We start from the raw sequence: 25,445 nt of genomic DNA on the forward strand, positions 1-25,445 counted from the left end.
TATGTCTGGAGTAAATAAAGTAATCTTAGTAGGCCGCCTTGGAAAAGATCCTGAAGTTCGACACCTTGAAAATGGTGCGACTGTAGCCAATTTCTCACTTGCTACCTCTGAGACATACAAAGATCGCCAAACAGGTGAGCGTAGAGAACAAACTGAATGGCATAACGTAGTGCTATGGAGAGGTTTGGCTGAAGTTGTTGAGAAGTATGTGAAGAAAGGTGATATGATCTATGTGGAAGGAAAGCTCCGCACGCGCTCATGGGAAAAGGACGGAGTGACTCGGTACACTACTGAAGTGGTTGGAGATAACATGACAATGCTAGGAGGCGGAAGTGGTGGTTCATCACAAGGACAACAAGAAGGAGATTACTCTGGTAAACAGCAATCTCAAGCGTCGGAACCAGTACCAGACACACAGAATGATGCGACAGACGACCTCCCATTTTAAACATAACAACTAGTACTTGGAAACATCTTTGGACGACCCATTCCCCACGGTATTACTTAGCCTGATGGCAGACATGCCTGTCTCATTTTACCTGATTAATGGTTTGGTAGTCTTGTTATTACTATGTCTATCTGGATTAGTTTCTGGTTCAGAAGTTGCTTTTTTTTCATTCTCTCACAATCAAATCAAGGATTTCAATAGGGCCGCCGATCCTAGGGAAAAACGCATTAGCACATTACTTCACAATCCTAAGCGACTCTTAGCTACCATCTTAATTCTGAATAATCTGGTCAATATTTTCATTATTACAATTTCTACTTTCGCAACATGGCAAATTGTCGGTGAACAAGGGAAACAGGGTGTCACTATAATTATCCTCACATCCATTATCACAGTTCTGATTATCTTTTTCGGTGAGATCATTCCAAAAGTATACGCCAATCACAACGGTGTTGTATTTGCCAAACTGACATCTGGCCTCCTGATGTTTTCATACAAAATATTCAAACCAATCTCATGGTTTTTAATGAGCGCTACCGGGATGATTGAGCGAAGGATGGAAAAGAAAGGCTACAATCTCTCTGTTGCAGAAATCAATCAGGCTTTGGAGATATCTGTTGAAAAAGAATATGTGACTGAAGAGGAGAAAGGAATATTAAAGGGGATTGTAAACTTTGGAACATTATCAGTAAAACAGGTAATGAAATCTAGAATTGATATAACGGCAATAGATCGAGAAGCCGACTTTCATGAATTGATGAACCAAATCAACAAGACAGGATATTCCCGAATTCCCATTTTCTCAGAAACCGTTGATAAAGTCGAAGGTATCTTATACATCAAAGATTTACTTCCTCACATTGGAGAAGAAGAAGATTTTAAGTGGCAGGAGCTATTACGTCCAGCTTTTTTTGTGCCAGAGAGCAAAAAAATTGATGACTTATTCAAAGACTTTCAAGAAAAGCAAGTTCACATTGCTGTCGTGATTGATGAGTATGGCGGTACTTCTGGCTTAATTACCATGGAAGACGTAATTGAAGAAATAGTGGGAGAGATAAATGACGAGTTTGACGATGAAAGCGACGTGGCCTACAATAAACTTGATAATCAAACTTTCATCTTTGAAGGTAAAACATCCCTCAATGACTTTTGTAAAATCACCAACTCGGACATTTCCATTTTTGATAGTTTAAAAGGAGAAAGTGAATCTCTTGGCGGGTTACTATTAGAGATCAATACAAAACTTCCAAGTGCCGGAGAAAAAATCAGAGTGGCGCATTTTGTCTTTACCGTAGTTGCAGTGGATCAGCGAAGAATCAAACGTATAAGGTCATACATTAATAATGATAAAAGTAACATTACGGGATTTGAAGACTAAAAAAGTTTAGACACAATTATGAAGTACCTGTCCATCCTCCTTGCATTCTTTTGTCTTGCTTGTGGAAACGATTTTCTCCCTAAACCAAAAGGATTTAACAGGATTAATCTACCTGATGCAGCGTATCAACCCTTGCCAGATTCACTTCCATATTCATTCGAATATTCTAAACATGCCAAACTTCAGCGTGATTCCAGCTGGATAAGTGAGCGCTACTGGATCAATTTGTATTACCCTGCAATGAATGCATCGATTCAGATAACATACAAGCCCGTAACGGACTCGATCATTCGAGAATATTTAAGTGATTCTTACAGACTTACTTCCCAACACAATGTAAAAGCATATGCGATAGAGGAGAGCATAATTGAACTCCCAAATGGATCGTATGCCTCCTTTACCGAGCTCGAGGGAGAGGTCCCAACACAAGCACAATTTCACGTCTCGGATAGTGTCAATCATTTTCTTAGAGGTGCACTTTACTTTCGCACAGCAACAAAGAATGACTCACTTGCACCGGTTATCTCCTACCTGAAAAATGATATCATCCACCTGCTCACTACTTTGGAGTGGGGGCAATAGATAAAATATTATTCTGCATGCCTAATAAATTATGAATATGGTATATATTTTTTAAAATGAATTTATACAGAATATTCTTCTGATTTTTGTTCTTATTGGTGTGATTTTGTACATGTTCAATTGAATGTGAAAAAGGTTGTTTCCCTAACTAAAAAAAATTTTATATTGCAATTTGGTTAAACACCCAATAAATCAAAACCTAATAATTATGAGGAGAATTAATAATATTTTATCGCTTGTTCTAATTGCGGGCATTACGCTTGTATCATGCTCTGAAGATCAATCGCCTGTTGCAGATGATCTTTCAGTTCCTAGTGAAGTTCTTGCACAAATTGCAGATCTTGGCTTTGATATCGAAACACAGATTCCTACGAAAATTGATGAAGGCTATCTGGTTGAAGGGGATATTTATTTAACTGACCAGACAATTGCTGAAATGGGTCAAGGAAGAAGTATTGCCACTGTTGAGCAGTACAGCACGGACAATCTCGTGAATGCTGGTGGAGGAAGAGTAATTACAGTTTATGCTCCTGAAGAATCTTCAGGAGGTGGAAGAGGTAAAAAAGGTAGCAGTGGATATAGCCCGGCTATGATCGCTGGCCTTGACCTAGCTATTGCACGATACAATTCTGAAAACCTGTCTATTTCATTCCAGAGAGTAAGCTCTTCATCCGGTGCAGACATTGTGATGACTAGACTAAGCAAAAGAGATGAAAGAAGAGGCGTATTGGGATCTGCAGGATTCCCGACCAACTCTGGTGATCCATATGGTGAAATCAAAATGAGTGGTGTGCTTGAGTCTTCTTACGGTCTTAGCACTGCAGGTATTGCTACTATCATCGCTCACGAAATGGGACACTGTGTAGGATTCCGTCACACTGACTTTTTTGACAGAAGTATTTCTTGTGGTGGTGGTACATCTAACGAAGGTGACGGTGGTGTTGGTGCAAACCACATCCCTGGAACACCTACAGGTGCTACTGCTGCTAAAAAATCTTGGATGCTTGCTTGTACTGATGGAGGCGACAGACCTTTTAACAACGACGACAAGACAGCACTTAACTACCTGTACTAATAACTTAACATTAACCTGATGGGTGTTTAATAAGGGAGTCCATTCGACTCCCTTTTTTTGTGCTTAAGATTATCTTAGCTGCATGCATCAATTCTTTGATCGATCCATTGAGTATTTGAAGGGGGTAGGTCCACAGCGTGGAGAAACACTCAATAAAGAATTGCAGATCTTCACTTTTGGAGACCTTCTCCAACATTACCCATTCCGTCACGAAGATCGCAGCAAGTTTTATACGGTTAATAAACTTGAGCCTGATCTACCGTATGTCCAGCTTATTGGTGAATTCAAATCATTCAAAACCATTGGCGTTGGCAGAAAGTCACGCCTGGTAGGAATTTTTGCGGACGAAACCGGATCAATAGAAATGGTTTGGTTCAAAGGAGTGCAATGGATCCAAAAAAGCCTGACGATCGGGGTAAAGTATGTTGCCTTTGGAAAGGCCACACTCTTCAATGGTAAATTCAATATCGCACATCCTGAGATTGAAATACAAACCGAGAAAAACACAAAAGGAGGTTACCTTCAACCTATCTATCACACATCGGAGAAGATGAAAAAAAAAGGGCTTGATAGCAAGTTCATTTCTAAAATTATGAAAGTCCTTCTGGTAGAAGCTGTTAATTACATTCATGAAACTCTACCAAAAAACCTTGCCAATCAATTTAAACTGATCGACAAAAAGACGGCTGTAGTATCCATGCATTTTCCTCGAAACAGCCCGCTCTTGATGCAAGCTCAAAATCGAATGAAGTTTGAAGAACTCTTCTTTGTTCAGCTACGATTGATCAAATTAAAAATCGCCAGAACAGAAAAATACAGAGGTGCTATTATCAATAAGAGTGATCTGCTCAATACATTTTATGAGGACCACATGCCATTTGAACTCACAGGTGCTCAAAAGAAAGTTGTCAAAGAAATCTATGCCGACTTTCGCTCCGGCCAGCAAATGAATCGATTGGTGCAGGGCGATGTAGGAAGTGGGAAAACCATGGTTGCTTTTCTATCCATGTTAATTGCCATAGGCTCCGGCTATCAATGTGCTTTCATGGCACCTACGGAAATTTTAGCTGAGCAACATTTCAAAGGATTGCAGGAGCAGACCAAGCCATTAGGAATACATATCGCCCGGCTGACTGGATCTACACCAAAGTCTGAGCGCAAGCTCATCCATGAAGGATTGATGTCAGGAGTGATTACCGTATTAGTCGGCACACATGCGCTTTTGGAAGATAAGGTCAAGTTCAAAAACCTGGGCCTGGCAGTGATCGACGAGCAACATCGATTTGGAGTAGCCCAACGCGCCAAGCTTTGGACGAAAACCAAGGAGTTGTATCCACATGTGCTAGTAATGACGGCAACTCCGATTCCGCGAACGCTGGCGATGACCTTGTATGGCGACCTAGATATCTCCGTCATCGATGAGCTGCCTGCTGGTCGGAAGCCAATAAAGACAAAGCACTTCTTTGAATCCAAACGACTGGAAATGTTTGGTTTCGTGGAAAAAGAAATTGAAAAAGGCCGGCAGGCCTATATTGTATATCCACTAATTGAAGAATCTGCTTCCCTTGATTACAAAGATCTAATGGATGGATATGAAAGTATCACAAGGAGATTCCCCAATTATCAGATTTCCATTGTCCATGGAAGGATGAAAGCAGAGGACAAGGAATGGGAAATGCAACGATTTGTGAAAGGAGAAACCAAAATCATGGTGGCGACTACTGTAATTGAAGTTGGTGTCGACGTGCCAAACGCATCAATAATGGTTATAGAAAATGCTGAGCGCTTTGGCTTGTCTCAATTGCATCAACTTCGCGGACGAGTTGGTCGGGGTTCCGATCAATCCTATTGTGTGTTAATGTCAGGTGTAAAACTGAGCACTGAAGGAAGAAAGCGGCTGAAAACCATGGTGGATACTACCGACGGCTTTAAGATTGCTGAAGTGGATCTGGAACTGAGAGGGCCAGGAGATTTGATGGGCACACGACAAAGTGGGGCACTTGATCTACTTGTCTCTGACCTGGTGAAAGATGGTGAAATATTAAAGGTTGCACGAATTGCCGCTCAGGAATTATTGAAGAGCGACCCAAATCTTGAATTGCCAGCCCACCGAATGATTAAATCACATATAGATTCCTTTAGCAAGAATGCAGTGAACTGGGGCAGAATTAGTTAAAAACTATTACTAAAACTGCAACCTTTTACACTTAGCTACAGTTCATGGCTTGATGAACTTCTCATCAAAAATCTTATTTACACTTCTCGCCATAATACCCGTCCTTTCAAACGCACAGACACCAATAAGTGCAGGTAATACATTTACAATTGAGTCATCCGCTTACGAATCCAGCAGAGAAATTCAGGTATACACACCAGATGGATATGATTCCATAACCAAAAACTATCCGGTATTATATGTTCTAGATGGTCAACGTTGGTATATGCAAGCTGTTAGCTATCAAAAGCTTTTCCAGGAATATGGTTACACCCCTGATTTTATTGTTGTAGGTATAAACACAAATGATTCCGGGCGTTATGGATTTTTTAATAATTCAAAAAAACTTTCTAAGTTCCTCGAAAAGGATGTAATCGCTTTTGTTGAAAATAATTTCAACACCTCCAATGAACGCATCTTGTTCGGATGGCAGTTTGCTGGAGCTTCTGCATTAAATATCCTTTTTTCTGATTCAGAATTATTCTCAGGATTTCTTGCTGCAAGTCCCATCCCAATAAATAATGTAATCATCGATAGCTCTCAAGAAGACTTAAAGACAAAATCGTTATTTCTTGTTACAAGTCATGCGGAAAACCAAGTCAATAGTGGTGTAAATGATTTTGTAAAACAACTTGAGGATACAACCACTCCTTTGAAATGGACACGCCAAATCGTTGAATCTGAACCCCTCTCTTCATTTGGTCATCGCACAACTCCGGTACATGCTCTTTATCACGGTCTTCGTTTTTATTATGACGATTATCCATTACTAGAATTTGACAAGATTGAGGACTTTCATTCATTGGGTGGGTTTCAATATGTTGAATCTTACTACAATAGTAGGGCTAATAAATATGGCTTGTCTAACATCATTCCACAGGAAGGAATGTTCTTTTTGCTACGTCTTGGGTTGGATGAAAATGATTATTCTGTCTTCAAGAGGTTCATGACCATCTTCATTGAAAAGAATGTTTTGGGTGGTGTCAATATAGGGTGGGGCACTAGATATGCCGAGTTTAGTTTACAAAACGAAGATTACTCATTAGCAAAATCGATATATCAAATATTATGTGATCGCTTTCCGGACAACGCACGACCCTTTCATGGATTAGGGAAAGTTTATTTAGCTCAAAATGATAAAGTCAAAGCGAAAAACCTATTTCGGGCCGCCATAGAAATAGCTCAAAAAAATAATGATCGTAAATTGACGCAATATCAACAAGATCTAGATTCACTGAAGTAAATAAAACCTCACAAGTGAGTACTCGTGCTCCGAAACACAACCTTGAGCTATCTGATGTAGACTAACCTTTGAATGATTAACTTGACAGCTACAGCAAGCATCGAAAAAATGAAATCTCAATACATCAAACTTTTAAAAAAACAGATAACCAAACTTGAAGATGAGGGCTTTGATCTGGAAGCATGGAAAACCAGCGCCATAACTGTACTGCAACGGATATTCGGAGAGAGCGACCTTCGCTATAAGCAGATCGAAAATCTAAAGATCGATTACAGCAGCTGGGCACTGAGAGACTCAAACTCAACCTACAAACCAGTAGAAACAGCTAAGCTTAAAGGCAAGGAAGTACTGAATACCGCCATCGATGAAATCGAAATCTTTGGGGCTCCAGAAAACCACGCAATGGAGGTTTTAGGTCATGATTTTGTAAAAAAATTACAAGAAATGAATGAACCGGATCGAAAGAAACACTTTAATGATATGAAGAAAGACAAGCTGGTGGACTTGCTTATGAAGTTGACTTCCTAGTGTGAGTTTTTGTAAAAAAATTACAAAAATTGATCTTGCTAGTGCTTAAAGTGCCTCACACCAGTCATCACCATAGCTAGGTTGTTTTCATCACAATAGTCAATCGAAAGTTGATCTTTGATCGAACCACCAGGTTGAATCACAGCACTAATGCCTGCTTTGTGTGCTATCTCTACGCAATCAGGAAATGGGAAGAAGGCGTCAGAAGCCATAACCGCACCTTTGAGATCGAACCCAAATTTCTCCGCTTTTTCGATGGCTTGGTTCAATGCATCAACTCGTGAGGTTTGACCTACTCCGCTTGCCAGTAGCTGACCTCCTTTAGCTAACACGATAGTATTCGACTTTGATTGCTTACATACCTTAGATGCAAAGAGCAAATCCTCTACTTCATCAGCTGTCGGTTGCTTCTTGGTTTTCACTTCCAGATCCGACTTTGACTCCGACTTCAAATCGTAATCCTGGACAATCGTACCATTCAATAGGCTCTTGTATTGTGTCTGTTGTTGCCATTTCCTCTTTTGAACCAATAGAATTCTGTTTTTCTTTTGCTTCAGCACTTCTAAAGCCTCCTCGCTAAACGAAGGAGCAATCAGGATTTCAAAAAATAGGCTGTTCATTTCATCCGCACTATCCTTATCAATTTCTTTGTTGCAAACCAGCACGCCACCAAAAGCTGAAACGGTATCTGCCGCAAATGCTCGGTGGTAAGCTTCCTTTACAGTAGATCCAGTTGCAATTCCACAGGCATTGTTGTGCTTCAAGATTCCAAAAGCTCTTTCATCAAACTCCGAAATTAGCTGAACTGCAGCCTCAATATCCACTAGATTGTTGTAAGAGATCTCCTTGCCGTGTAGCTGATCAAAGTATTCAGAAAGATCACCGTAAAAGGTTCCCTTTTGGTGAGGATTCTCTCCATATCTCAATTCTCTTGCTGGAGACGCACTCAATCTAAAAGCTGGAACCTCATCCTGCGAATTTGTCCAGTTGAAAATGGCAGAATCATAATGACTGGATGTTGCGAAGGCTTTTGCAGCGAATAACTTTCTTTCCTCCTCACTGGTTTTTCCCTGCTGATTGTCAAGAATGTTTTGAAGATCAGCATAGTATTCCATTGAGCTTATCATTACTACATCCTTGTAGTTTTTTGCTCCTGCACGAATCAAGGCAATTCCTCCAATATCAATTTTTTCAATAATATCTTCTTCTGACGCACCACCGGCAACAGTAGCTTCAAATGGATAAAGATCAACAATCACCAAATCAATTGGTGGGATTTCGAATTTTCTAGCTTCTGCCAAGTCAGATTCATTCTCTCTTCTATGCAGAATTCCTCCAAACACCTTGGGATGAAGCGTTTTTACGCGTCCTCCAAAGATTGATGGATAATCTGTTAGGTTTTCCACCGGAACCACATCTACGCCTTCTTCACGAATAAATTTTTCTGTTCCTCCGGTCGAGTAAATAGTAACTCCAAGTTTATCGAGGCTATGAATAATTGGGCTTAGCCCTTCTTTATGAAAAACAGAAATTAGGGCAGATTGAATTTTTTTTGTAGACATGTCAGGTGGACGGTTTATTTCAAGGTTGGCAAAGGTACCATCGTAGATGGTTTTATCAATTACGAGATTGGATATACTCCTCTATGACTCTCGGAAAATGCTCAAATTCCAATACGTGAATTTTCTTTACTAGACTTTCGGCAGTGTCATCTCCAATAATTTCACATTTGGCCTGATGCAATACTTCTCCCTTGTCATACTCTTCATTTACCAAATGAATAGTAATTCCAGATTCCTTTATTCCTGATTCAATTACTGCTTTATGAACATTTTCTCCGTACATGCCCTTACCTCCAAAATTTGGTAACAGCGCGGGGTGAATGTTTATGATTCTGTTGGGAAAGGCTTTTACAAGATACTTTGGGATCAGCCACAGGAATCCTGCCAAAATGATGTAGTCTATATCTTCCAGCCGTTTGATAAACGATGTATCTTGGAATTCATTCTTACTAAAAGTGAATGAAGGAATATCGAGCTGCTTTGCCCGCTCATGAACGAAAGCATTCGCCTTGTTTGAAAGAATCTCTTTTACCTGAATGTGTGGATGTGTTTCGAAGTATTTAGCAATATTTTCTGCATTACTTCCACTCCCTGAAGCAAGTATGGCTAGGTTAATATTCTTGTTCACATTGCAAATCTAACTAGAACGCATCTTCGAAAATCTCAATTTTTCCTTTCGCATCAACACACACAATGTCGAACCGAATATCTTTATTCCAATTTATACCAAAAATGTAATCCTCCGCAGCCTCTTTTATCCGTGACTGCTGTGATTCAGAAACAAATGTCTCAGGATCTCCATAATCCGTCCTACTTCTGTTTTTCACTTCTATAAAAATTAAAAGTTGTTCTTTTTCCAAGACGATCAAGTCAATTTCTGCTCTACCAAAACGATACCCTGATTCTAAAATCTCGTAACCTAATTTTTCGTAGTAGCGTTTGGCTATTGCTTCACCTTCAATACCTTTATTTTTGCGATCCATTATGAATATATCGATTGGCTGTTATAGAAGTTAATGTCAGAATTATACCCACTTAAATTCAAAACCATCTTCAAAGAAAAGCTTTGGGGCGGACAGAAAATTAAAACCATTCTTGGAAAAGATTTTGGTGATTTGGACAATTGCGGAGAAACATGGGAACTGTCCGGCGTCCCTGGAAATATATCCGAAGTTTCAAATGGCCCCTTAGCAGGAAAAAAGCTTTCAGAAATTGTCGCTGACTTCAGTTCTGATTTAGTTGGAAGATCCATATACTATCAGTTTGGAAATAAGTTTCCGCTGCTGATAAAGTTTCTAGATGCGGCACAGGACTTGTCTGTGCAGGTTCATCCAGATGATAAACTCGCTCGGAAAAGACACAATTGCCCTGGCAAAGCCGAAATGTGGTACATCGTACAAGCAGATGATGGTTCCTCTTTAATTAATGGCTTTTCGAAGGACACCAATAAAGTTGAATACTTGGATCACTTTCGTTCTGGGAAAATATTAGAGTTACTTCATTCAGAGGCTACAGAAAAAGAAGATGTCTATTATATACCTGCAGGCCGGGTTCATACAATTGGAAAGGGCCTTTTAATAGCAGAAATTCAGCAAACCTCAGATATCACCTACCGAATTTATGATTTTGATAGAGTAGATAAAAATGGCAACAAAAGAGAACTTCACACAGACTTAGCACTTGATGCCTTGGACTATTCTAAGCCCAATCAGATAATAAGCGTGTATGAGAAAATCCCAAATAAAACTAACGCCATTGTCTCCTCTCCATATTTTACAACTAATAAATTGTTGGTTGATGAAATATTGACACTTGATAGAGCTGGTTTGGATTGCTTCAAAATCTATATCGCTGTGGGCGGTTCTGGAAAAATAGCTGGAGAAACGATTCAACTAGGTGAAGTAATTCTTATTCCTGCCTCAATGAAATCTTTCCAAATAGAACCAGAAGATAGACTTGAGTTGTTAGAGACCTATATTGAAGCTTAAAGAAGTGACCAAACAGACACAGTTTATTCATTTAGGTCTAAAAGACTACCAAGAGGCCTGGGATTATCAGGAAAAACTATTCAAGGATACAGTTAATCGAAAAATTCTAAATAGGAAGCTTCCGGAAGAAGAGCAAGTTGAAACAAAAGATTACCTGATTTTTTGTGAACATCCGCATGTGTACACCTTAGGGAAGAGTGGTAATGAAAATCACTTACTTGCAAATGCCGCTTTTTTGAAAGAAAAAGAAGCCACTTTTTATAAAATCAACAGAGGTGGTGATATTACCTATCATGGCCCCGGACAAATTGTAGGTTATCCAATCCTTGACTTGGATCACTTCTTTACAGACATCCACAAATACCTCCGCTATTTAGAAGAAGCGGTAATCCTTACCCTAAAAGAATACGGAATAGCTTCTGGTCGAATAGAAGGCCTTACAGGTGTGTGGCTGGATTGGGAGGATGAGAGAAAAGCAAGGAAAATCTGTGCCATAGGTGTAAAAAGTAGCCGGTGGGTAACCATGCATGGATTCGCGTTCAACGTGAACACAAATCTCGAATACTTCAATTATATAGTTCCCTGTGGCATTCAGGACAAAGCTGTTACTTCTCTAGAAAAAGAAATGGGAAGAAGAATAGATATAAAAGAGGTTGAGACAAAACTCAAAAAGCATCTTGCCTCAACATTCGAAATGGAATTGGTAAACTGATCTACTTTTTCACCAACCAAAGAGAAATACCAAACCCAAGGAAAGTTGCCATCACATGCATCAATGATATGTGAAGATCAATTCCCAAGACTATTAAGTTGAATAGTTCAAAAATGACTGGAATACTTAGCATTACCCAGCGCTTCCTACTCACCGTCGCCAGCGCTCCGTATACTTGAAACATTCCGATTGAGCCTCCAAGCCAATTTCTTACGAAAGCGAAATTCATGAATTCACTATCAGGGAAAAAGTCAATTCCTACTGTATAGAAAACTGCAAAAAATGGAGCTACTGTCACATAAGATGAAAGAAATATCAACGCTGTTTTCTTTGATCCAAACACAGCTTCGTGTGATTGAACAATCAACAAAAAGCCCAAAACTGAAACAAACAATATGTGATCAAGCCCATTATGCAAAAATGGAGTGGTCAAAAGATTTCGTAGAAATATGAGTGGTGCCTCCGTTAGGTTCTTTACCCAAAAGGCATATTCACATTGCAGAGCAAGTTGCCAGGTTCCTTCACAATTTCTAGTAGAGGCAAAACCAAGGATAGCAATTACTGTCCAAATTGTTATTAAGTAGAGAATCGTAAAAGCCTTTCCTTTTATTAATTCCGAAAAAGAAAGGTGTTGATTGTTAGCTCCTCTCCAAGGCCAGACAAAAGGAAAAATTCTTTCCTTTTGAGGGTTGTTTTGATTCATTTGCCTAAAATAGTGATTGTGACCAAAATTGCTGAATATCTCAGTCTGCAAAACTAAGAGATGTAGGCCATAAGGTGATTAAAAATAAAATCAGAAAAAGTTTGTGAAAAAAGACATAGATTTTTCGCCCGTGAAGAATGTTCATGTTGTAATTGCGAAGGATAATGATAGCTGGAGAGTCTTTCTTATCAATAGAAACAAAATGACGCTGGAAAATGTGATGGTCACTTCCCGCGGGTATGGGGAGACTAAAACAGAAACACAAAAAACTTCAGTACTCCGCCACATGATACCATATGTTGATTCAGGCGAGTATGCATTAATCGAACCAATTGATGAGTCAGTATTTCATCTAAATAACGAATATTGGGTCAGCTATTTTATTGACGAGCAGGTGTATGATAAAAAGTTTATCTTTGTGCCTGACTCCATCATTGAAGATAACCTCACCTTCATTGAAGAGTTGAAAATGAAAGGTATCTTGCATGATTGATGCATAACCATTTTCAAGATTTCCTAATCATCGATATTGAAACCGTCTCAGGCAACGAAGACATAGAGCAATTGTCCCCTGCTCTGCGAAAACACTGGGAGCATAAAGCTGGTTTTATTCGAAAGTCAGATGAAAAAACGCCCGAAGAACTTTACAGTGATCGAGCAGCTATTTATGCTGAATTTGGCAAAATCATTGTAATTGGGATGGCATTTTATCACGAGCTTAAAGGAAAGCCAGCTTTACGCATAAAATCAATTGCTTCTGATAACGAAAAAGAATTATTAACAGAATTTAAAAATTTTATAGAATCAAAATTTGATCAGGATAATCTAAAACTCTGCGCTCACAATGGGAAAGAATTCGATTTTCCTTACTTGTGCAGAAGGATGCTGATCAATGACATAAAAATTCCCTGGTCACTAAACTTGACCGGGAAAAAACCATGGGAAGTCAATCACATAGACACGATGGAACTCTGGAAGTTCGGAGACTGGAAAAGCTTTACGTCTCTTGATTTACTGACAAACATCTTTGGGATTCCATCCAGCAAAACAGAATTGGATGGCTCAATGGTGACAAAAACATATTATGAAGAAAATGATGGGTTAAAGAAAGTTGAGCAATATTGTCAGAAAGACGTAATAGCTACGGCACAGCTCTACCTCCGTCTCAACAACTTACCACTGATCGATCCAGATCAGATAAACATCGTAAAATGACCGCACGGTCACACTAAAACAATGAGTAAAAAGAAAAGAAACAAAAAACTAGGATCGCGTTCCAAACAACAACCAAATCACGTAAAACAAATCAAAAGCAAACTCCATGAGATTTTCACATTAAATGATGGAAAGTCATATGGATATAGAGAGCTCATTCGAAAGCTTCAACTACGAGATAAAAAATCAAAAGACTATTTGAAAAGCCAGCTATTCAGCCTGGAAAGCAACGATAAAATCAGAAGACTCAGTGATGGTCGATTTGTTACAAACGCTGAAAGTGAATACATACAGGGTACTGTCGATCACGTCAACCCAAATTTTGCTTACGTGGTAACGCCCGATCAGGACGAAGATATATGGATAAAGACAACTGATTTAAATTTTGCAGTACATGGAGATTTAGTCAATGTGATTGTTACTAAACCCTCCGGCAAAGGCTATCGCCCGGAAGGTAAAGTGATCACAATTCTCAAAAGAAATCGGGACGAGTTTGTGGGAAAAATTGAGATCTCTCAAAAATTCTCGTTCGTTGTACCTGATAGCCGAAACATTCACTTTGATATTATGGTCTATCCAGAGAAAATTGGGAAAGCCAAGGCCAATGATAAGGTGATGGTCAAAATAGACAAATGGCACGACGCAAAAAACAGAAGTCCGCTTGGAACTGTGACTGAAGTGCTTGGACAGGCCGGAGAAAATGAAGCAGAGATTCACTCTATCATGGCAGAGTTTGGCTTGCCATTTCGCTTTCCTAAAAAGATCGAAAAGGCCGCAGATCAGATTCCAGACTTAATTACGAAAGACGAAATCAAAAAACGTCGGGATTTTAGAGACATTACCACTTTCACTGTTGATCCGCACGATGCGAAAGATTTTGATGATGCTCTCTCGATCAAAGAAATTGAAAAAGACAAATTCGAAATAGGTATTCATATTGCCGACGTTTCTCACTATGTAGACGAAGGAAGTGAGCTTGACAAAGAAGCAATTGATCGGGCAACATCAGTATATCTGGTTGATCGAACCATCCCAATGCTTCCGGAAAGACTATCCAATGGCCTTTGTTCCTTACGCCCAAAAGAAGAAAAGCTGACTTTTTCGGCAGTATTCGAAATAGATACGAAAGGAGCTGTTTCTAAGAAGTGGTTTGGTAGAACCGTCATTAATTCCGATCGAAGGTTTACTTATGAGGAAGCACAAGAGCGCATCGAAGGATTAGATAGTGACTTTACCAAAGAGGTGGTCACGCTCAATAATATTGCGAAAAAGCTTCGAAAGAAACGTTTCCAGCAAGGCGCAGTAAACTTTGAAACTGTAGAAGTAAAATTCAATCTCGATGAAAACGGTAAGCCTCTGGAAGTGATTCCTAAAGAAAGAAAAGACGCGCACAAAATGATTGAAGAATTTATGCTGTTGGCCAACAAGGAAGTAGCAACGCATATCTTCAGGTGGAAAGAGAAGGGAAAAGAAGAGGGAAGTAAAACATTCGTATATCGGGTACACGACGATCCGGATCCAGAAAAGCTCAGCACCTTTGCCTCATTTGCGGCGAGGTTTGGGCATAAGATTGATACTGGTGGAAATGTTTCTCACGGCTTGAACAAGCTTATGGAAAATATCGAAGGGAAACCTGAGCAAAATGTTCTGGAATCCTTAGCTATCCGATCGATGGCAAAAGCCAAGTATACGACCGATCCCAGGGGCCATTTCGGTTTAGCATTTGATCACTACACTCATTTTACCTCCCCGATTCGAAGATATCCAGATGTAATGGTGCATCGCCTTCTCGAGCATTATTTACAGGACGGAAAAAATGTAGGTAACGAAGAGTATGAGCCACTATGTTTGCATTCCTCTGAACGAGAAAAACGTGCGGCAGATGCAGAGCGCGCGTCTATCAAGTACAAACAAGTTGAGTTTATGGCAACCATGCTTGGTCAGGCATTTGAAGGAATTGTTTCTGGTGTAACTGAATGGGGAATCTTTGTCGAAATCATACAGACCAAATGTGAAGGGATGATCCGAATGGCAGATTTGGACGATGACTTCTATGAGTTTGATGAAAAGCAGATGCGTGTAATTGGGAGGAATAATAAGAGAATCATTACACTGGGAGATAAACTCAAGGTATTGGTAGCCAAGACAGATATTGATCGTAGGACCATTGATTTGGAATTGGTAAATGATGATACTAAGTAAAAAAGCCCAGGACATGCTCGAGTACAATGGCTACTCGTACAAAACGCATGACAATCAACATGTTTTCAAACACTCAGCTATTGATAGCATTGGATTAACAATCATTCTGATGATCACTACGCTCCTCGTCATTGCTCTGATGATTTACAATCTATTTTTGGGGATCGGAGCATTGCTTTTGAGCCTTTTCATATTTGCTCCTATTGTAAAACGAAGCAAGGGTAAGTCCCAGCTGAAAATAGATATTGCTCAGGAAGTATTAAAAATCAACGAAGGTGAGAGTAAGATCACAAAAGGATTTAACGAAATCATGGGTGTGTACACACATTCGAAGTTTGTAGATGAATACTCCAGTGCGTTTAAGAGCACTAGCAAAGAATATCAAATTACGATTGGGTTAGAAATTGACCAGCAACAAATAATACCCCTTTTCAAACTGATCGCCGATCATGAAAAGCCTTCTAAAGAAGCTAACGAGGTGCACGATTTTCTGGAATCTGTGCTTCGAAACAGAAAGCCAACACTTCATTCACAAGTAGAATGATCCACCTTCTCCAATTTTCTATTTATCGAAAAAGGAGCTAACACTTGTGCTTTTAGGGAATATTAGGTTAAGATTGAAATCAGCTTTAGGGCTGATCAAAACCACTTAATCATGAAATCACCTAATCTAAGTAGGGAAGCCATCCACTTCCTTGAAGAAAATGGCTATTCCTTTCGTGTGAAGGATGGCAGCAAAGTCATATTCAAAAGAAGAATCGCTTATATGGGCGCCATTGTTCTTTTATTTGTAACCCTTTTTCTTTCCGTTCCTGTCTTTGCCGCTGGTCTCGTTTATGGCATATTCCTGCTAGCTGGTGTGCTAGGAGCCATAATGATAAAGCGCATCTATTTCACCAAAAAATCAAACCTGACCATTGATCTCAATGCAAAAACTTTTACCGCTATCATAGGTACCTACTATCAGGAAGATCAATCATTAAAAATGATTTCTACAATTACGATGGAATCCGAGTTTATTGATGAGTATACTACTGCGGCAAGAAACTCTGTAGAAGAGTACTTAATTTCTATCAAAATTCATCTCATTACTAAGGAAGAGGTTATCCTGTTTCGTTTAAAATCCGAACAGTCTGAACCAACACCTGAAATAAATGAAGTTTATACATTACTCGAAGAAGCGGTTAAGAGTGCTAAAGCTGCTTAATTAAAGAATCAATTTTAATCACCCGAAAAAAACCGCATTTGGTCGCCATTAAGTATTTAAACAGAGAGCAAGGGTTCTACTTGTTCCTTATGATGTCAGCATATGTTTCCACATTAGTTTTTGGAACCTACTATTACATGGCTGATCTTCCCAAACTATATATCCCGACGTATGGAGCGTTTATTCTTTTCTCGCTTTATGGTCTTTTATCATTCCTTTCCCAGATTGGACTAGTCACTTTATTTCGATTGTCGATTACTACCGCACTCCTGGCATTCTTCAACCAGGTTTACTATACAGGAGGAGTGTTGTCATCTGGCTTACTCGAATTTGTGATCCCTCCCTTACTTGCGTTTTTCTATCGTCCAATTATAGATAGATACTTTTTTATGGCTCTTTCTGGTATTTCTTTAGTCGCAATGTTTATTCTGACTTCTTTGGGTTTTACAACTAACCTTCTTCCAAAAGCATTATCTGTTCAACATGGTATTCTTTGCGCCGCATTTGTCTTCACCATCGTGTCCATCTATACATTCTTGTTTAGGAATGCGCTTGTTATCAAAAACAAAAAGATTGGAGATTCAATGAAGGAGCTCCAGGATACTACTCATAAATTGATCCAGTCAGAAAAAATGGCCTCATTGGGAATGCTTTCAGCAGGAGTCGCTCACGAAATCAACAATCCTCTAAACTTTATTAAAGGCGGCATTGAGATTTTGGAGGATGGTTTAAATGAAGAAAACGAACTCAAGTTTGAAGCTGCGCCAAGCATCCATGTGATAAAAGAAGGACTCAGTCGAGCAACTGTAATTGTAAACAGCCTGAACCACTTTAGCAGACATACAGATTCAATGGATGAAAAATGTAATCTGAATGAAATATTGAATAACAGTCTAGTAATGCTGCAACCAAAGCTGAAGTATAAGGGTGAGGTAGTTAAAGAGCTTACGCAAAATATCCCTGTCATTACGGGAAATGAAGGAAAGCTTCATCAGGCATTTTTGAATATCCTATCAAATGCCGAACAAGCCATTGGAAAAAATGGAACAGTGACGGTCAAGTCTAAACAAATAAAAGACAAGGTGGTTGTAGAAATAATCGATGATGGCGAAGGCATAAATAAAGAAAACCTTAAAAAGATTAGCGATCCCTTTTTTACTACTAAGCCTGTTGGAAAGGGTACTGGGTTAGGCTTAGCTATTACCTACAAGATAATAGAAGAACATAATGGTAAAATAACTGTTACATCTAAACCAGGGAAGGGAACTAAATTTACAATTTCATTTCTTTCAAAATGAAGAACACTATTCTATTTGTAGACGATGAGTTGATCAACCTTTTTGTTCTTGAAAAAAGGTTTGAGACGGACTATAATGTGCTTACTGCAGAGTCAGCGGAAGATGCCCTGAAAGTCGTTGAAGAAAATAAAAGCTCACTTAACGCAATTATTAGTGATTTACGAATGCCCGGAATGGATGGGCTCGAGTTTATTAATCAAGTCAAACCGAATATTCTTGATATCCCCTGCTTTCTACTTACTGGGTATGATTTTACAGATCAGATCAATGATGCCATTAAGTCAAGTAAAATTCATTACCTATTTAAAAAGCCTTTTGACTATATCGAAATAGACACAAAATTGAAGGAAGTGCTCTAACGGTGAGCTGGTTTTAACAGATCCGTCACTGTTTTTACAGGATTAAAGGTAACTAGCGGTACCTCAACAAAAATAGTGTTCCAATTAGCCATACCTCCATTCCATAGACCTGGCAACTCCATGGCTAGTAACTTTTGACCATTGTATGTTTTTTCTGAAATAAATCCTGCTTCTTCATCTCTGTATTCCAACAGGTCGTACTTCTCACCTCGGTGGTTTTTTACTCCGCAGACAATATCAACTGGGTTAAAGTAGATCCCATTCCTAAATATTGAGACTTGATGCTCGTCCGCTTTATTAACTTGAGCGGACTCCACGATTTGAAGTGAAACACGTTCTTTGTGTTTCACCCAAAATGGTCCTCCTCCTGGTTCACCCTCATTTTTAACCATTCCGCAAACTCGTATTGGACGATCTAGCAGAAACGCAACATCCGATTCTGAAAAATTCCCAATTATTCCCAATTCTCCAAGTAAGTCAATTCCTTCCTCAACAATCAAGTGTCCTTGTTCTTTTGATTTCAAAAGATTGAAGATTTGTTCTTGATAGTAAAGCAATATTCCAGCTAAAGCCTTTTTGTATTTTATTCCTTCGGATCGTAAACGATCCGGGACCACATTATCAATGTTTTTTATGTATATGAGATCTGCAAATTGATTATTCAAATTCTCCAATAGTGCGCCATGGCCAGCTGGGCGAAATAAAAGATTGCCTTCTTCATTTCTAAAGAGATCAAAATCTGATTTGGCAGCAATAGTATCTGTACCGGACAATTGCTCGCTAAATGATACTGAAATTTCTGTATTTGATGCCAGTTCTTTTATGCTTCGTGAAATATGATTATTGAATGCTTTTTTATGTGATGGGGAGATGGTAAAATGAATACGAACTTTGCCGTCTTTCGCAGTATAATCCAGACCTTCAGCCAAATGCTCCTGAGCCGCAGTTCTTACATGGTCTTCATATTCATGAAAGCTTAATAATCCTTTTGGGAGGTTTCCGTAATTCAGTCCTGATTCCATAAGCAATACATTCAGGATCAGGTTATGTTTATTCGTTTTCAGTGCATCCGCTACAGAGATGCCCTTCTTGATTAATAATGTCTCATTTAGCTCTTTATAAAAAGCAAACTCATCTAACTCAGTAAAAAACTTTCCTGCTTTTTTGTTCTCTCTTAGTATGTTATTAAGGGTTTTTTGGTTTCCATCAAATTTTTCCAAAAATGAAAAAAGGTTTTTGAACATCCGTGTAGCAGCTCCTGAAGCAGGAACGAATTTTAGAACATCAATTTTTGCTTTTTCATATTTTTTAATATAGAAATCCATTTCTTCTTGGAATAATTTTTTTATCCCCTTCTCAACAGTAGCTGGCGCACTAAGCTCAATTGATGGAAATCCTTTCTTAAAACGTTTCAGTTGAGACTGAACATATTCAGGAGATAATCCTTGTTCCTGTATTTGGTCTAAATCCTTTTCCGAAAACATATCGGTTGTATTCATAGAGTTGCAAATGTAAAATCCGGTAACCGTATTGTTCTTTTAGGTGAAAACAAATTAATTTGGGAAGTGAAATTTATACCACCAAATCGTTATGAGCTTAGATATTTTCAAAATTGCCCCCACCTTTTACGGAATAACAATGGTTCCAGAGTCGTCTTGGAGAGAATACGGATATGCTTTACTTACCATTGCAGGTTCTGATGGAGAAGTTTCTGAACCAGAATTAGAATGGCTCACAATTGAGTGCGCTAAGGCTGTAGGCGTCGACGAAGGTATCATTGCTGATTGGGAAGAGTATGATTTTGAAGAAGGTGATCTAGAGGAAATCTTTCATGACTTCAATACAAAGTCATTTGCCAATTTCAACAAGCTGCTTATATATGATGCAATTAGAATGTCATGTGCTGATGGTGAATATGCCAGCGATGAGCGTGATCAGGTAAACCATGCTGCACAAATCCTTAAGGTTCCAATGGAAACAGTTATGGCAATTGAGGCACTTGTTGACCTGGAGCTTGCAGCCAACAAACTACGACTCACTCTTCTTTAACCATAAATCTTATTCAATACATTGGCCAATCGTATGCCTGCTTGTAATAAACGCTGGTTTAATAGGTCTATATTATCATAATTATATCGGTAGCCCAGCTTTTTATCTTCAGGCATCGTGACATAACATTGCTTCCTCGCCTCTTTTGATTCTTTTGCCCACTCCAAAACATCAAGTGATGACCAGGCAGCCAACTGATTATCCGTAGGGTGATTTATCAAGTTAGCGTATTCAGTATAACTATACTTCTGCCCATCTATCATTTCACTATCCCAAACTCGGTGCAGATTTGAACTCTGCCAGAAATAGTCCAGTTTCTCATCGTTCCCTCCTTTGTCTTCTCCACTACCTACATGAAGTGGTTGATGAATATCTCCAATCAAATGCACCAAACATTTTAGGGCAAATGCTTCATCTCCATCTGTAAAGTTCTTTGTCCCTAGCTCATTCATGAGGCGTTGAATAGTGACAATGACATCACCTTCATCTGGAGTACCAATTTCTGCATATGTATTCCCGTCAGGAATTGTTGCATAATGCCACGGCGACATATGACGATAGGTACCATCAGATTTTATGAAATCCATGTAGTTGCTTACTTCTGCAAGCGTCTCAAAACCGAGGACTTTTTCAATATTTTTCTTGGCTTTATTACTTAAGTGATACTCGGCAATCAATCCAACAATTCTATGACCAGTAGCTCCCCAACCAAAAGATTTGAGGCTTACTATCAAGGCTAGAATTAGAAACGAAATTTTCTTCATGCTTTAAAAATAGAGGTAATTAGAAAAATGAAGAGAAATATATGGTCAAGAAAGAATGAAAAAGAGAAGGCGTGCCCGAAAACGGTACACGCCTAATCACCAACCTAACCTAAAAGAAAGTCTTTCAAATAAACGTTTGAAGTTTATTTTATTATAAGTCTTTGATCTTTATACCCGTTATTCACTCAAAATGTTGCAATCAGATCTTGAAATAGTTCATTTTTTAGATAAACATAGGATTCCCTTCTATAAACACCAGATTTCAATTGGTCGTGATAAGGAACCATTTTTTAAACCTTACGTCCGGCTTAAGAGTTTATTTTTGTCCTTTCAAAAATTTGGACAGTGGGTTTGAACACAAAAGAATTACTAAAGAATTATCAGGAAAGCTCAAATGTGAGAGCTATCACGGAGAGCATTCAAAAAAAGAATCAACTTCGGCTCAAAGGGATATCAGGAAGCTATGATACGCTTTTACTTGCAGCTGTTTCAAAATCGGTCGGCGGAATTCATTTGGTAGTATTACATGATTTTGAGGAGGCCTCTTATTTTCAAGCAGATCTGTCCAATTTTATAGAAAGTGATTTTGTCATGTTTCCTTCTTCCTATAAGAAACCTTATCACTTCGAAGAAATAGAAAATGCAAATATCCTTCAGCGAGCGGAAGTATTAAACGAACTAAATGATCAAGATCATTTGGTAATCATAACTTATCCTGAAGCACTTTCTGAAAAAGTAATAAACAAGAGATCGCTAGTTTCCAATACTTTCACGGCCAGGCCTGGGGAACAGCTGGATGTTGAGTTTTTAGCGGATTTGCTAACCACCTATGATTTTGAAAAAACTGATTTTGTTTATGAGCCTGGTCAATTCTCTGTGCGCGGTGGGATCATTGATGTTTTCTCATATGCCCACGAGCTTCCATATCGATTAGAGCTATTTGGTAATGAAATTGAATCCATAAGGGAGTTTGATCCGGAAAGCCAACTATCAACCCAAGACTTGGGTCATATCTCATTGATTCCAAATGTTCAGACCAAGTTAGTAAGTGAAGAGCGCCAGTCTTTTTTAGAATACATTCCAAAGGAGTCAACTATATGGTTAAAGGATTATCAACAATCCCTTGATATTATTGATAAGTCATTTCATAAAGTAGAAGAACAATTTCAGATTATCAAAGACATGAGTGGTGACTCCACGCTCATAACATCGCCTGATCAGCTATTTGAAACACAGCAATCTTTCACTGATTCCCTTGAGGGATTTACAAAGGTTGAGTTCGGTAAAAGATTTTATCTTCAGCCAGATGAAGAGCTTACGCTTGCCACTCGTCCTCAGCCATCGTTTCATAAGAATTTCTCACTTCTTGCAGAGAACCTTCGTGAACTCCAGCAAAACAATTATCAGAAATTAATTGCAGCTGAGTCATTCAAACAAATCGAAAGGTTGGAAACCATCTTTGAGGAAATTGACCCATCGATCACTTTTAAGGGTATAACTGCTTCACTTAGAGAGGGATTTATAGATGATCATGAAGAGGTGTGCGTTTACACAGATCATCAAATCTTTGACAGGTTTCATCGATATAAGGGCAAGGAGAAATTCACCAAGAGCAAAGCGCTTACACTCAAAGAGCTGAAAACACTTCAGCCAGGTGACTTTGTCACACACATTGATTACGGAGTTGGACGATTTGCAGGATTGGATACTGTAGATGTAGGATCTAATAAACAAGAAGCCATTCGGCTTGTCTATAGAGATGATGATCTATTGTATGTGAGTCTACATTCTTTGCACAAAATCTCTAAATATTCAGGTAAAGAAGGAGAGCCACCATCTATTAATAAATTGGGCTCGCCCGATTGGGAAAACAAGAAAAAGAAAATCAAGCGTAAGGTTAAGGACATAGCAAAGGACCTAATCGAACTATACGCCAAAAGGAAAGCAGCAAGAGGCTATGCCTTCCCACCAGATGATTACTTGCAAGCAGAGTTGGAATCATCCTTTATGTACCAGGATACACCAGACCAGTCAATGGCGACAGCTGATGTGAAGGCTGATATGGAACTGGAACATCCTATGGATCGATTGGTTTGTGGGGATGTGGGGTTTGGAAAGACTGAAATAGCTATTCGGGCAGCGTTTAAAGCTGTAAATAGTGGAAAACAGGTCGCTGTTTTAGTTCCAACAACTATTCTGGCAATGCAGCATCACCGAACATTCGAATCAAGGCTTGAAAACATGCCAATTACGACTGATTATATCAATCGATTCAAAACTTCTAAGCAGATCACTGATATCAAGAAGAGAGTCAAAGAAGGAAAAATTGACATTCTTATTGGTACGCATCGAATCGTGAATAAAGACATTGAGTTCAAAGATCTTGGACTTATGATCATAGATGAGGAGCAAAAGTTTGGTGTTAAAGTCAAAGAAAGACTAAAAGACATGCGCGTGAATGTTGATGCATTAACTCTTACCGCCACACCAATTCCTAGAACATTACATTTCTCACTAATGGGGGCTCGGGATCTTTCAATTATATCAACACCCCCTCCCAATAGAAGACCGGTAACAACAGAGCTTCATGGGTTTAATGAAGAAGTGATCCGTGATGCGGTAAGTCATGAGATACGTAGAGGTGGCCAGGTTTTTATGGTTCATAATAGAGTAAGTGACATTGAGCAAGTAGGTAATATGATATACAAACTTGTTCCGAATTCTCGAATTGGTATAGCTCACGGTCAAATGGAAGGACCGCAACTTGAAAAGGTCATGCTGAAATTCATTGAAGGAGAATACGATGTGCTTGTTTCAACAAATATTATTGAAAGCGGATTAGACATTCCCAACGCCAATACCATAATCATAAATAATGCACATATGTTTGGGCTTTCTGATTTGCATCAAATGAGGGGTCGAGTGGGTCGTTCAAATACGAAAGCATACTGTTTTATGCTAACTCCTCCAGCCTCATCACTGACAAGTGACGCCAGAAAGCGTCTAAACACTTTAGAAGAATTTTCTGATCTCGGAGACGGATTTAAAGTAGCAATGCGCGATCTCGACATTCGTGGCGCAGGAAATTTACTTGGCGCTGAGCAAAGTGGATTTATCAACGACATTGGGTTTGATATGTATCATAAAATTCTCGATGAAGCAGTCCAAGAGTTAAAAGAAGGTGAATACAAGGAGCTATTCGAAAACGACTTGTTGAAAAACAAAGAAGTAATAGATAGCATGGTTGGGGATTGCAATATAGAAACCGATTTTGAAGCTCTTATCCCTGAAAGCTATGTTAGCAATATTTCTGAACGTCTAGGACTATACACTAGGTTAGACGACTTAAAATCAGAAAAAGAGCTCATCGATTTTATTCATATGATGAAAGACCGATTCGGTCCATTGCCAAGTGGAGTAAGTAATTTAACCGAGACCGTTCGTTTGCGGTGGAAAGCCATGCACATCGGTTTTGAAAAAATTACGATAAAAGGAAATAAGATGAGGTGCTACATTTCAGACAAAAAACCCCCGGAATATTTTCAGTCAGAAAGGTTCGGAAATGTACTTGGTTTCATCAAGTCCAATCCACGCGATAGCAAAATGAAGGAGGTGAAAAACAAACTTTTGATAAGTGTAGAAAACGTTGCATCCATTGAAAATGCAACGGTTATTATCAATCAAATGCACTCACCTTTGGTAACAACATGAAATATTCATCAAATAATACAATAAATAGGTGCTATCTGGCATTAGATCAATAGGTTTAATCTAAAATCCATTGACTTACGATGGCTTTTTTGAAATATTTGTGTTTATTAGTACGTTGAAACGTTTCAAGACAAATTCAAACGGTGTTATGAAAAATTATGTGAGAGCAGTTAAAATGACTGGTTATGCCTGTTTAGCTGTAGTTT

At 38.9% G+C, this 25,445-nt stretch carries 24 protein-coding genes; 18 read left to right on the forward strand and 6 right to left on the reverse strand.

Annotated features, from left to right (window positions below; translation table 11 throughout):
* Nucleotide 1: 1 nt before the first annotated feature.
* The 7 genes from ssb to ABJG98_RS10765 all read left to right on the forward strand — a co-directional run bounded on the left by ssb (nucleotide 2) and on the right by ABJG98_RS10765 (nucleotide 7,469).
* Entirely contained in the window at nucleotides 2-448 is a 447-nt protein-coding gene (gene ssb, locus ABJG98_RS10735) for a single-stranded DNA-binding protein (RefSeq protein WP_348279516.1), read from the forward strand.
* Nucleotides 449-512: 64 nt separating this feature from the next.
* Nucleotides 513-1,826 (forward strand): gliding motility-associated protein GldE, encoded by a 1,314-nt coding sequence (gene gldE, locus ABJG98_RS10740; RefSeq protein WP_348280090.1) that lies wholly within the window; start codon nucleotides 513-515, stop codon nucleotides 1,824-1,826.
* 18 nt (nucleotides 1,827-1,844) lie between these two features.
* Nucleotides 1,845-2,408 carry a gliding motility lipoprotein GldD gene (gldD, locus tag ABJG98_RS10745; protein ID WP_348279517.1) on the forward strand — a complete coding sequence of 188 codons (564 nt, stop codon included), beginning with the start codon at nucleotides 1,845-1,847 and terminating at the stop codon, nucleotides 2,406-2,408.
* Between the two features lie 208 nt (nucleotides 2,409-2,616).
* Nucleotides 2,617-3,483, forward strand: coding sequence for a M57 family metalloprotease (locus ABJG98_RS10750; RefSeq protein WP_348279518.1), 867 nt, complete (start codon nucleotides 2,617-2,619; stop codon nucleotides 3,481-3,483).
* Between the two features lie 82 nt (nucleotides 3,484-3,565).
* On the forward strand, nucleotides 3,566-5,659 hold the full coding sequence (gene recG / locus ABJG98_RS10755) for an ATP-dependent DNA helicase RecG (protein WP_348279519.1): 2,094 nt from the start codon (nucleotides 3,566-3,568) through the stop codon (nucleotides 5,657-5,659).
* A 52-nt stretch (nucleotides 5,660-5,711) separates the two neighbouring features.
* Nucleotides 5,712-6,941: an alpha/beta hydrolase-fold protein gene (locus tag ABJG98_RS10760; protein WP_348279520.1), complete on the forward strand. Its 1,230-nt coding sequence runs from the start codon at nucleotides 5,712-5,714 to the stop codon at nucleotides 6,939-6,941.
* 72 nt (nucleotides 6,942-7,013) lie between these two features.
* Complete coding sequence (locus ABJG98_RS10765; protein ID WP_348279521.1) at nucleotides 7,014-7,469, forward strand: hypothetical protein; 456 nt, start codon at nucleotides 7,014-7,016, stop codon at nucleotides 7,467-7,469.
* Between the two features lie 38 nt (nucleotides 7,470-7,507).
* On the opposite strand, the gene purH is transcribed toward ABJG98_RS10765, so the two are convergent.
* The 3 genes from purH to ABJG98_RS10780 are packed head-to-tail and all read right to left on the reverse strand — an operon-like array spanning nucleotide 7,508 to nucleotide 10,014.
* A complete protein-coding gene (gene purH, locus ABJG98_RS10770) occupies nucleotides 7,508-9,031 on the reverse strand; it encodes a bifunctional phosphoribosylaminoimidazolecarboxamide formyltransferase/IMP cyclohydrolase (RefSeq protein ID WP_348279522.1) in 1,524 nt (507 codons plus the stop codon).
* A 55-nt stretch (nucleotides 9,032-9,086) separates the two neighbouring features.
* Complete coding sequence (locus tag ABJG98_RS10775; RefSeq protein ID WP_348279523.1) at nucleotides 9,087-9,659, reverse strand: phosphoribosylglycinamide formyltransferase; 573 nt, start codon at nucleotides 9,657-9,659, stop codon at nucleotides 9,087-9,089.
* 13 nt (nucleotides 9,660-9,672) lie between these two features.
* Entirely contained in the window at nucleotides 9,673-10,014 is a 342-nt protein-coding gene (locus ABJG98_RS10780) for a YraN family protein (RefSeq protein ID WP_348279524.1), read from the reverse strand.
* 33 nt (nucleotides 10,015-10,047) lie between these two features.
* Here ABJG98_RS10780 and ABJG98_RS10785 point away from each other — a divergent pair, with 33 nt between their 5' ends.
* Both ABJG98_RS10785 and lipB read left to right on the forward strand, forming a co-directional pair.
* Nucleotides 10,048-11,019, forward strand: coding sequence for a type I phosphomannose isomerase catalytic subunit (locus tag ABJG98_RS10785; RefSeq protein WP_348279525.1), 972 nt, complete (start codon nucleotides 10,048-10,050; stop codon nucleotides 11,017-11,019).
* Between the two features lie 4 nt (nucleotides 11,020-11,023).
* The gene (lipB, locus tag ABJG98_RS10790) at nucleotides 11,024-11,731 is read left to right on the forward strand and encodes a lipoyl(octanoyl) transferase LipB (RefSeq protein ID WP_348279526.1); all 708 of its coding nucleotides are present in this window, start codon (nucleotides 11,024-11,026) and stop codon (nucleotides 11,729-11,731) included.
* 1 nt (nucleotide 11,732) lies between these two features.
* Here the strand turns inward: lipB and ABJG98_RS10795 are convergent, their stop codons facing one another.
* On the reverse strand, nucleotides 11,733-12,434 hold the full coding sequence (locus ABJG98_RS10795) for a hypothetical protein (RefSeq protein ID WP_348279527.1): 702 nt from the start codon (nucleotides 12,432-12,434) through the stop codon (nucleotides 11,733-11,735).
* Between the two features lie 103 nt (nucleotides 12,435-12,537).
* Between ABJG98_RS10795 and ABJG98_RS10800 the strand changes: the two genes are divergently transcribed.
* The 7 genes from ABJG98_RS10800 (at nucleotide 12,538) to ABJG98_RS10830 (ending at nucleotide 18,715) form a co-directional block, all read left to right on the forward strand.
* Nucleotides 12,538-12,927 (forward strand): hypothetical protein, encoded by a 390-nt coding sequence (locus ABJG98_RS10800; RefSeq protein ID WP_348279528.1) that lies wholly within the window; start codon nucleotides 12,538-12,540, stop codon nucleotides 12,925-12,927.
* Entirely contained in the window at nucleotides 12,927-13,649 is a 723-nt protein-coding gene (locus ABJG98_RS10805) for a 3'-5' exonuclease (protein ID WP_348279529.1), read from the forward strand. The genes ABJG98_RS10800 and ABJG98_RS10805 overlap by 1 nt, the downstream gene beginning before the upstream one ends.
* Before the next feature lie 21 nt (nucleotides 13,650-13,670).
* Nucleotides 13,671-15,851, forward strand: a complete 2,181-nt coding sequence (rnr, locus tag ABJG98_RS10810; RefSeq protein ID WP_348279530.1) for a ribonuclease R — start codon at nucleotides 13,671-13,673, stop codon at nucleotides 15,849-15,851.
* A complete protein-coding gene (locus ABJG98_RS10815) occupies nucleotides 15,835-16,395 on the forward strand; it encodes a hypothetical protein (RefSeq protein ID WP_348279531.1) in 561 nt (186 codons plus the stop codon). Before rnr ends, ABJG98_RS10815 begins: the two co-directional genes overlap by 17 nt.
* A 111-nt stretch (nucleotides 16,396-16,506) precedes the next feature.
* Nucleotides 16,507-17,058, forward strand: coding sequence for a hypothetical protein (locus tag ABJG98_RS10820; protein ID WP_348279532.1), 552 nt, complete (start codon nucleotides 16,507-16,509; stop codon nucleotides 17,056-17,058).
* 38 nt (nucleotides 17,059-17,096) lie between these two features.
* Complete coding sequence (locus ABJG98_RS10825) at nucleotides 17,097-18,356, forward strand: ATP-binding protein (protein ID WP_348279533.1); 1,260 nt, start codon at nucleotides 17,097-17,099, stop codon at nucleotides 18,354-18,356.
* Nucleotides 18,353-18,715, forward strand: coding sequence for a response regulator (locus tag ABJG98_RS10830; RefSeq protein WP_348279534.1), 363 nt, complete (start codon nucleotides 18,353-18,355; stop codon nucleotides 18,713-18,715). Before ABJG98_RS10825 ends, ABJG98_RS10830 begins: the two co-directional genes overlap by 4 nt.
* Here the strand turns inward: ABJG98_RS10830 and ABJG98_RS10835 are convergent.
* Nucleotides 18,712-20,214, reverse strand: coding sequence for a DUF4301 family protein (locus ABJG98_RS10835; RefSeq protein WP_348279535.1), 1,503 nt, complete (start codon nucleotides 20,212-20,214; stop codon nucleotides 18,712-18,714). The two genes, ABJG98_RS10830 and ABJG98_RS10835, sit on opposite strands and share 4 nt — an antisense overlap.
* A 91-nt stretch (nucleotides 20,215-20,305) precedes the next feature.
* Here ABJG98_RS10835 and ABJG98_RS10840 point away from each other — a divergent pair, with 91 nt between their 5' ends.
* Nucleotides 20,306-20,764, forward strand: a complete 459-nt coding sequence (locus ABJG98_RS10840) for a hypothetical protein (protein WP_348279536.1) — start codon at nucleotides 20,306-20,308, stop codon at nucleotides 20,762-20,764.
* Here the strand turns inward: ABJG98_RS10840 and ABJG98_RS10845 are convergent.
* Entirely contained in the window at nucleotides 20,761-21,528 is a 768-nt protein-coding gene (locus tag ABJG98_RS10845) for a S1/P1 nuclease (RefSeq protein WP_348279537.1), read from the reverse strand. The two genes, ABJG98_RS10840 and ABJG98_RS10845, sit on opposite strands and share 4 nt — an antisense overlap.
* A gap of 351 nt (nucleotides 21,529-21,879) precedes the next feature.
* On the opposite strand from ABJG98_RS10845, the gene mfd reads away from it, so the two are divergent.
* Complete coding sequence (mfd, locus tag ABJG98_RS10850; RefSeq protein WP_348280091.1) at nucleotides 21,880-25,239, forward strand: transcription-repair coupling factor; 3,360 nt, start codon at nucleotides 21,880-21,882, stop codon at nucleotides 25,237-25,239.
* Nucleotides 25,240-25,445 lie beyond the last annotated feature (206 nt).

This window comes from Ekhidna sp. (assembly GCF_039960695.1).
Classification (GTDB): Bacteria; Bacteroidota; Bacteroidia; order Cytophagales; family Cyclobacteriaceae; genus Ekhidna.

Excerpts from the sequence above, each read along its gene's own strand:
- recG (WP_348279519.1), top strand. The coding sequence starts at position 3,566 with ATGCATCAATTCTTTGATCGATCCATTGAGTATTTGAAGGGGGTAGGT.
- ABJG98_RS10765 (WP_348279521.1), top strand. The coding sequence starts at position 7,014 with ATGATTAACTTGACAGCTACAGCAAGCATCGAAAAAATGAAATCTCAA.
- ABJG98_RS10845 (WP_348279537.1), bottom strand. The coding sequence starts at position 21,528 with ATGAAGAAAATTTCGTTTCTAATTCTAGCCTTGATAGTAAGCCTCAAA.
- ABJG98_RS10805 (WP_348279529.1), top strand. The coding sequence starts at position 12,927 with ATGCATAACCATTTTCAAGATTTCCTAATCATCGATATTGAAACCGTC.
- ABJG98_RS10830 (WP_348279534.1), top strand. The coding sequence starts at position 18,353 with ATGAAGAACACTATTCTATTTGTAGACGATGAGTTGATCAACCTTTTT.
- rnr (WP_348279530.1), top strand. The coding sequence starts at position 13,671 with ATGAGTAAAAAGAAAAGAAACAAAAAACTAGGATCGCGTTCCAAACAA.
- ABJG98_RS10760 (WP_348279520.1), top strand. The coding sequence starts at position 5,712 with ATGAACTTCTCATCAAAAATCTTATTTACACTTCTCGCCATAATACCC.
- ssb (WP_348279516.1), top strand. The coding sequence starts at position 2 with ATGTCTGGAGTAAATAAAGTAATCTTAGTAGGCCGCCTTGGAAAAGAT.
- ABJG98_RS10835 (WP_348279535.1), bottom strand. The coding sequence starts at position 20,214 with ATGAATACAACCGATATGTTTTCGGAAAAGGATTTAGACCAAATACAG.
- ABJG98_RS10815 (WP_348279531.1), top strand. The coding sequence starts at position 15,835 with ATGATGATACTAAGTAAAAAAGCCCAGGACATGCTCGAGTACAATGGC.
- gldD (WP_348279517.1), top strand. The coding sequence starts at position 1,845 with ATGAAGTACCTGTCCATCCTCCTTGCATTCTTTTGTCTTGCTTGTGGA.
- ABJG98_RS10840 (WP_348279536.1), top strand. The coding sequence starts at position 20,306 with ATGAGCTTAGATATTTTCAAAATTGCCCCCACCTTTTACGGAATAACA.
- ABJG98_RS10750 (WP_348279518.1), top strand. The coding sequence starts at position 2,617 with ATGAGGAGAATTAATAATATTTTATCGCTTGTTCTAATTGCGGGCATT.
- ABJG98_RS10820 (WP_348279532.1), top strand. The coding sequence starts at position 16,507 with ATGAAATCACCTAATCTAAGTAGGGAAGCCATCCACTTCCTTGAAGAA.
- ABJG98_RS10780 (WP_348279524.1), bottom strand. The coding sequence starts at position 10,014 with ATGGATCGCAAAAATAAAGGTATTGAAGGTGAAGCAATAGCCAAACGC.
- purH (WP_348279522.1), bottom strand. The coding sequence starts at position 9,031 with ATGTCTACAAAAAAAATTCAATCTGCCCTAATTTCTGTTTTTCATAAA.
- gldE (WP_348280090.1), top strand. The coding sequence starts at position 513 with ATGGCAGACATGCCTGTCTCATTTTACCTGATTAATGGTTTGGTAGTC.
- ABJG98_RS10785 (WP_348279525.1), top strand. The coding sequence starts at position 10,048 with ATGTCAGAATTATACCCACTTAAATTCAAAACCATCTTCAAAGAAAAG.
- ABJG98_RS10795 (WP_348279527.1), bottom strand. The coding sequence starts at position 12,434 with ATGAATCAAAACAACCCTCAAAAGGAAAGAATTTTTCCTTTTGTCTGG.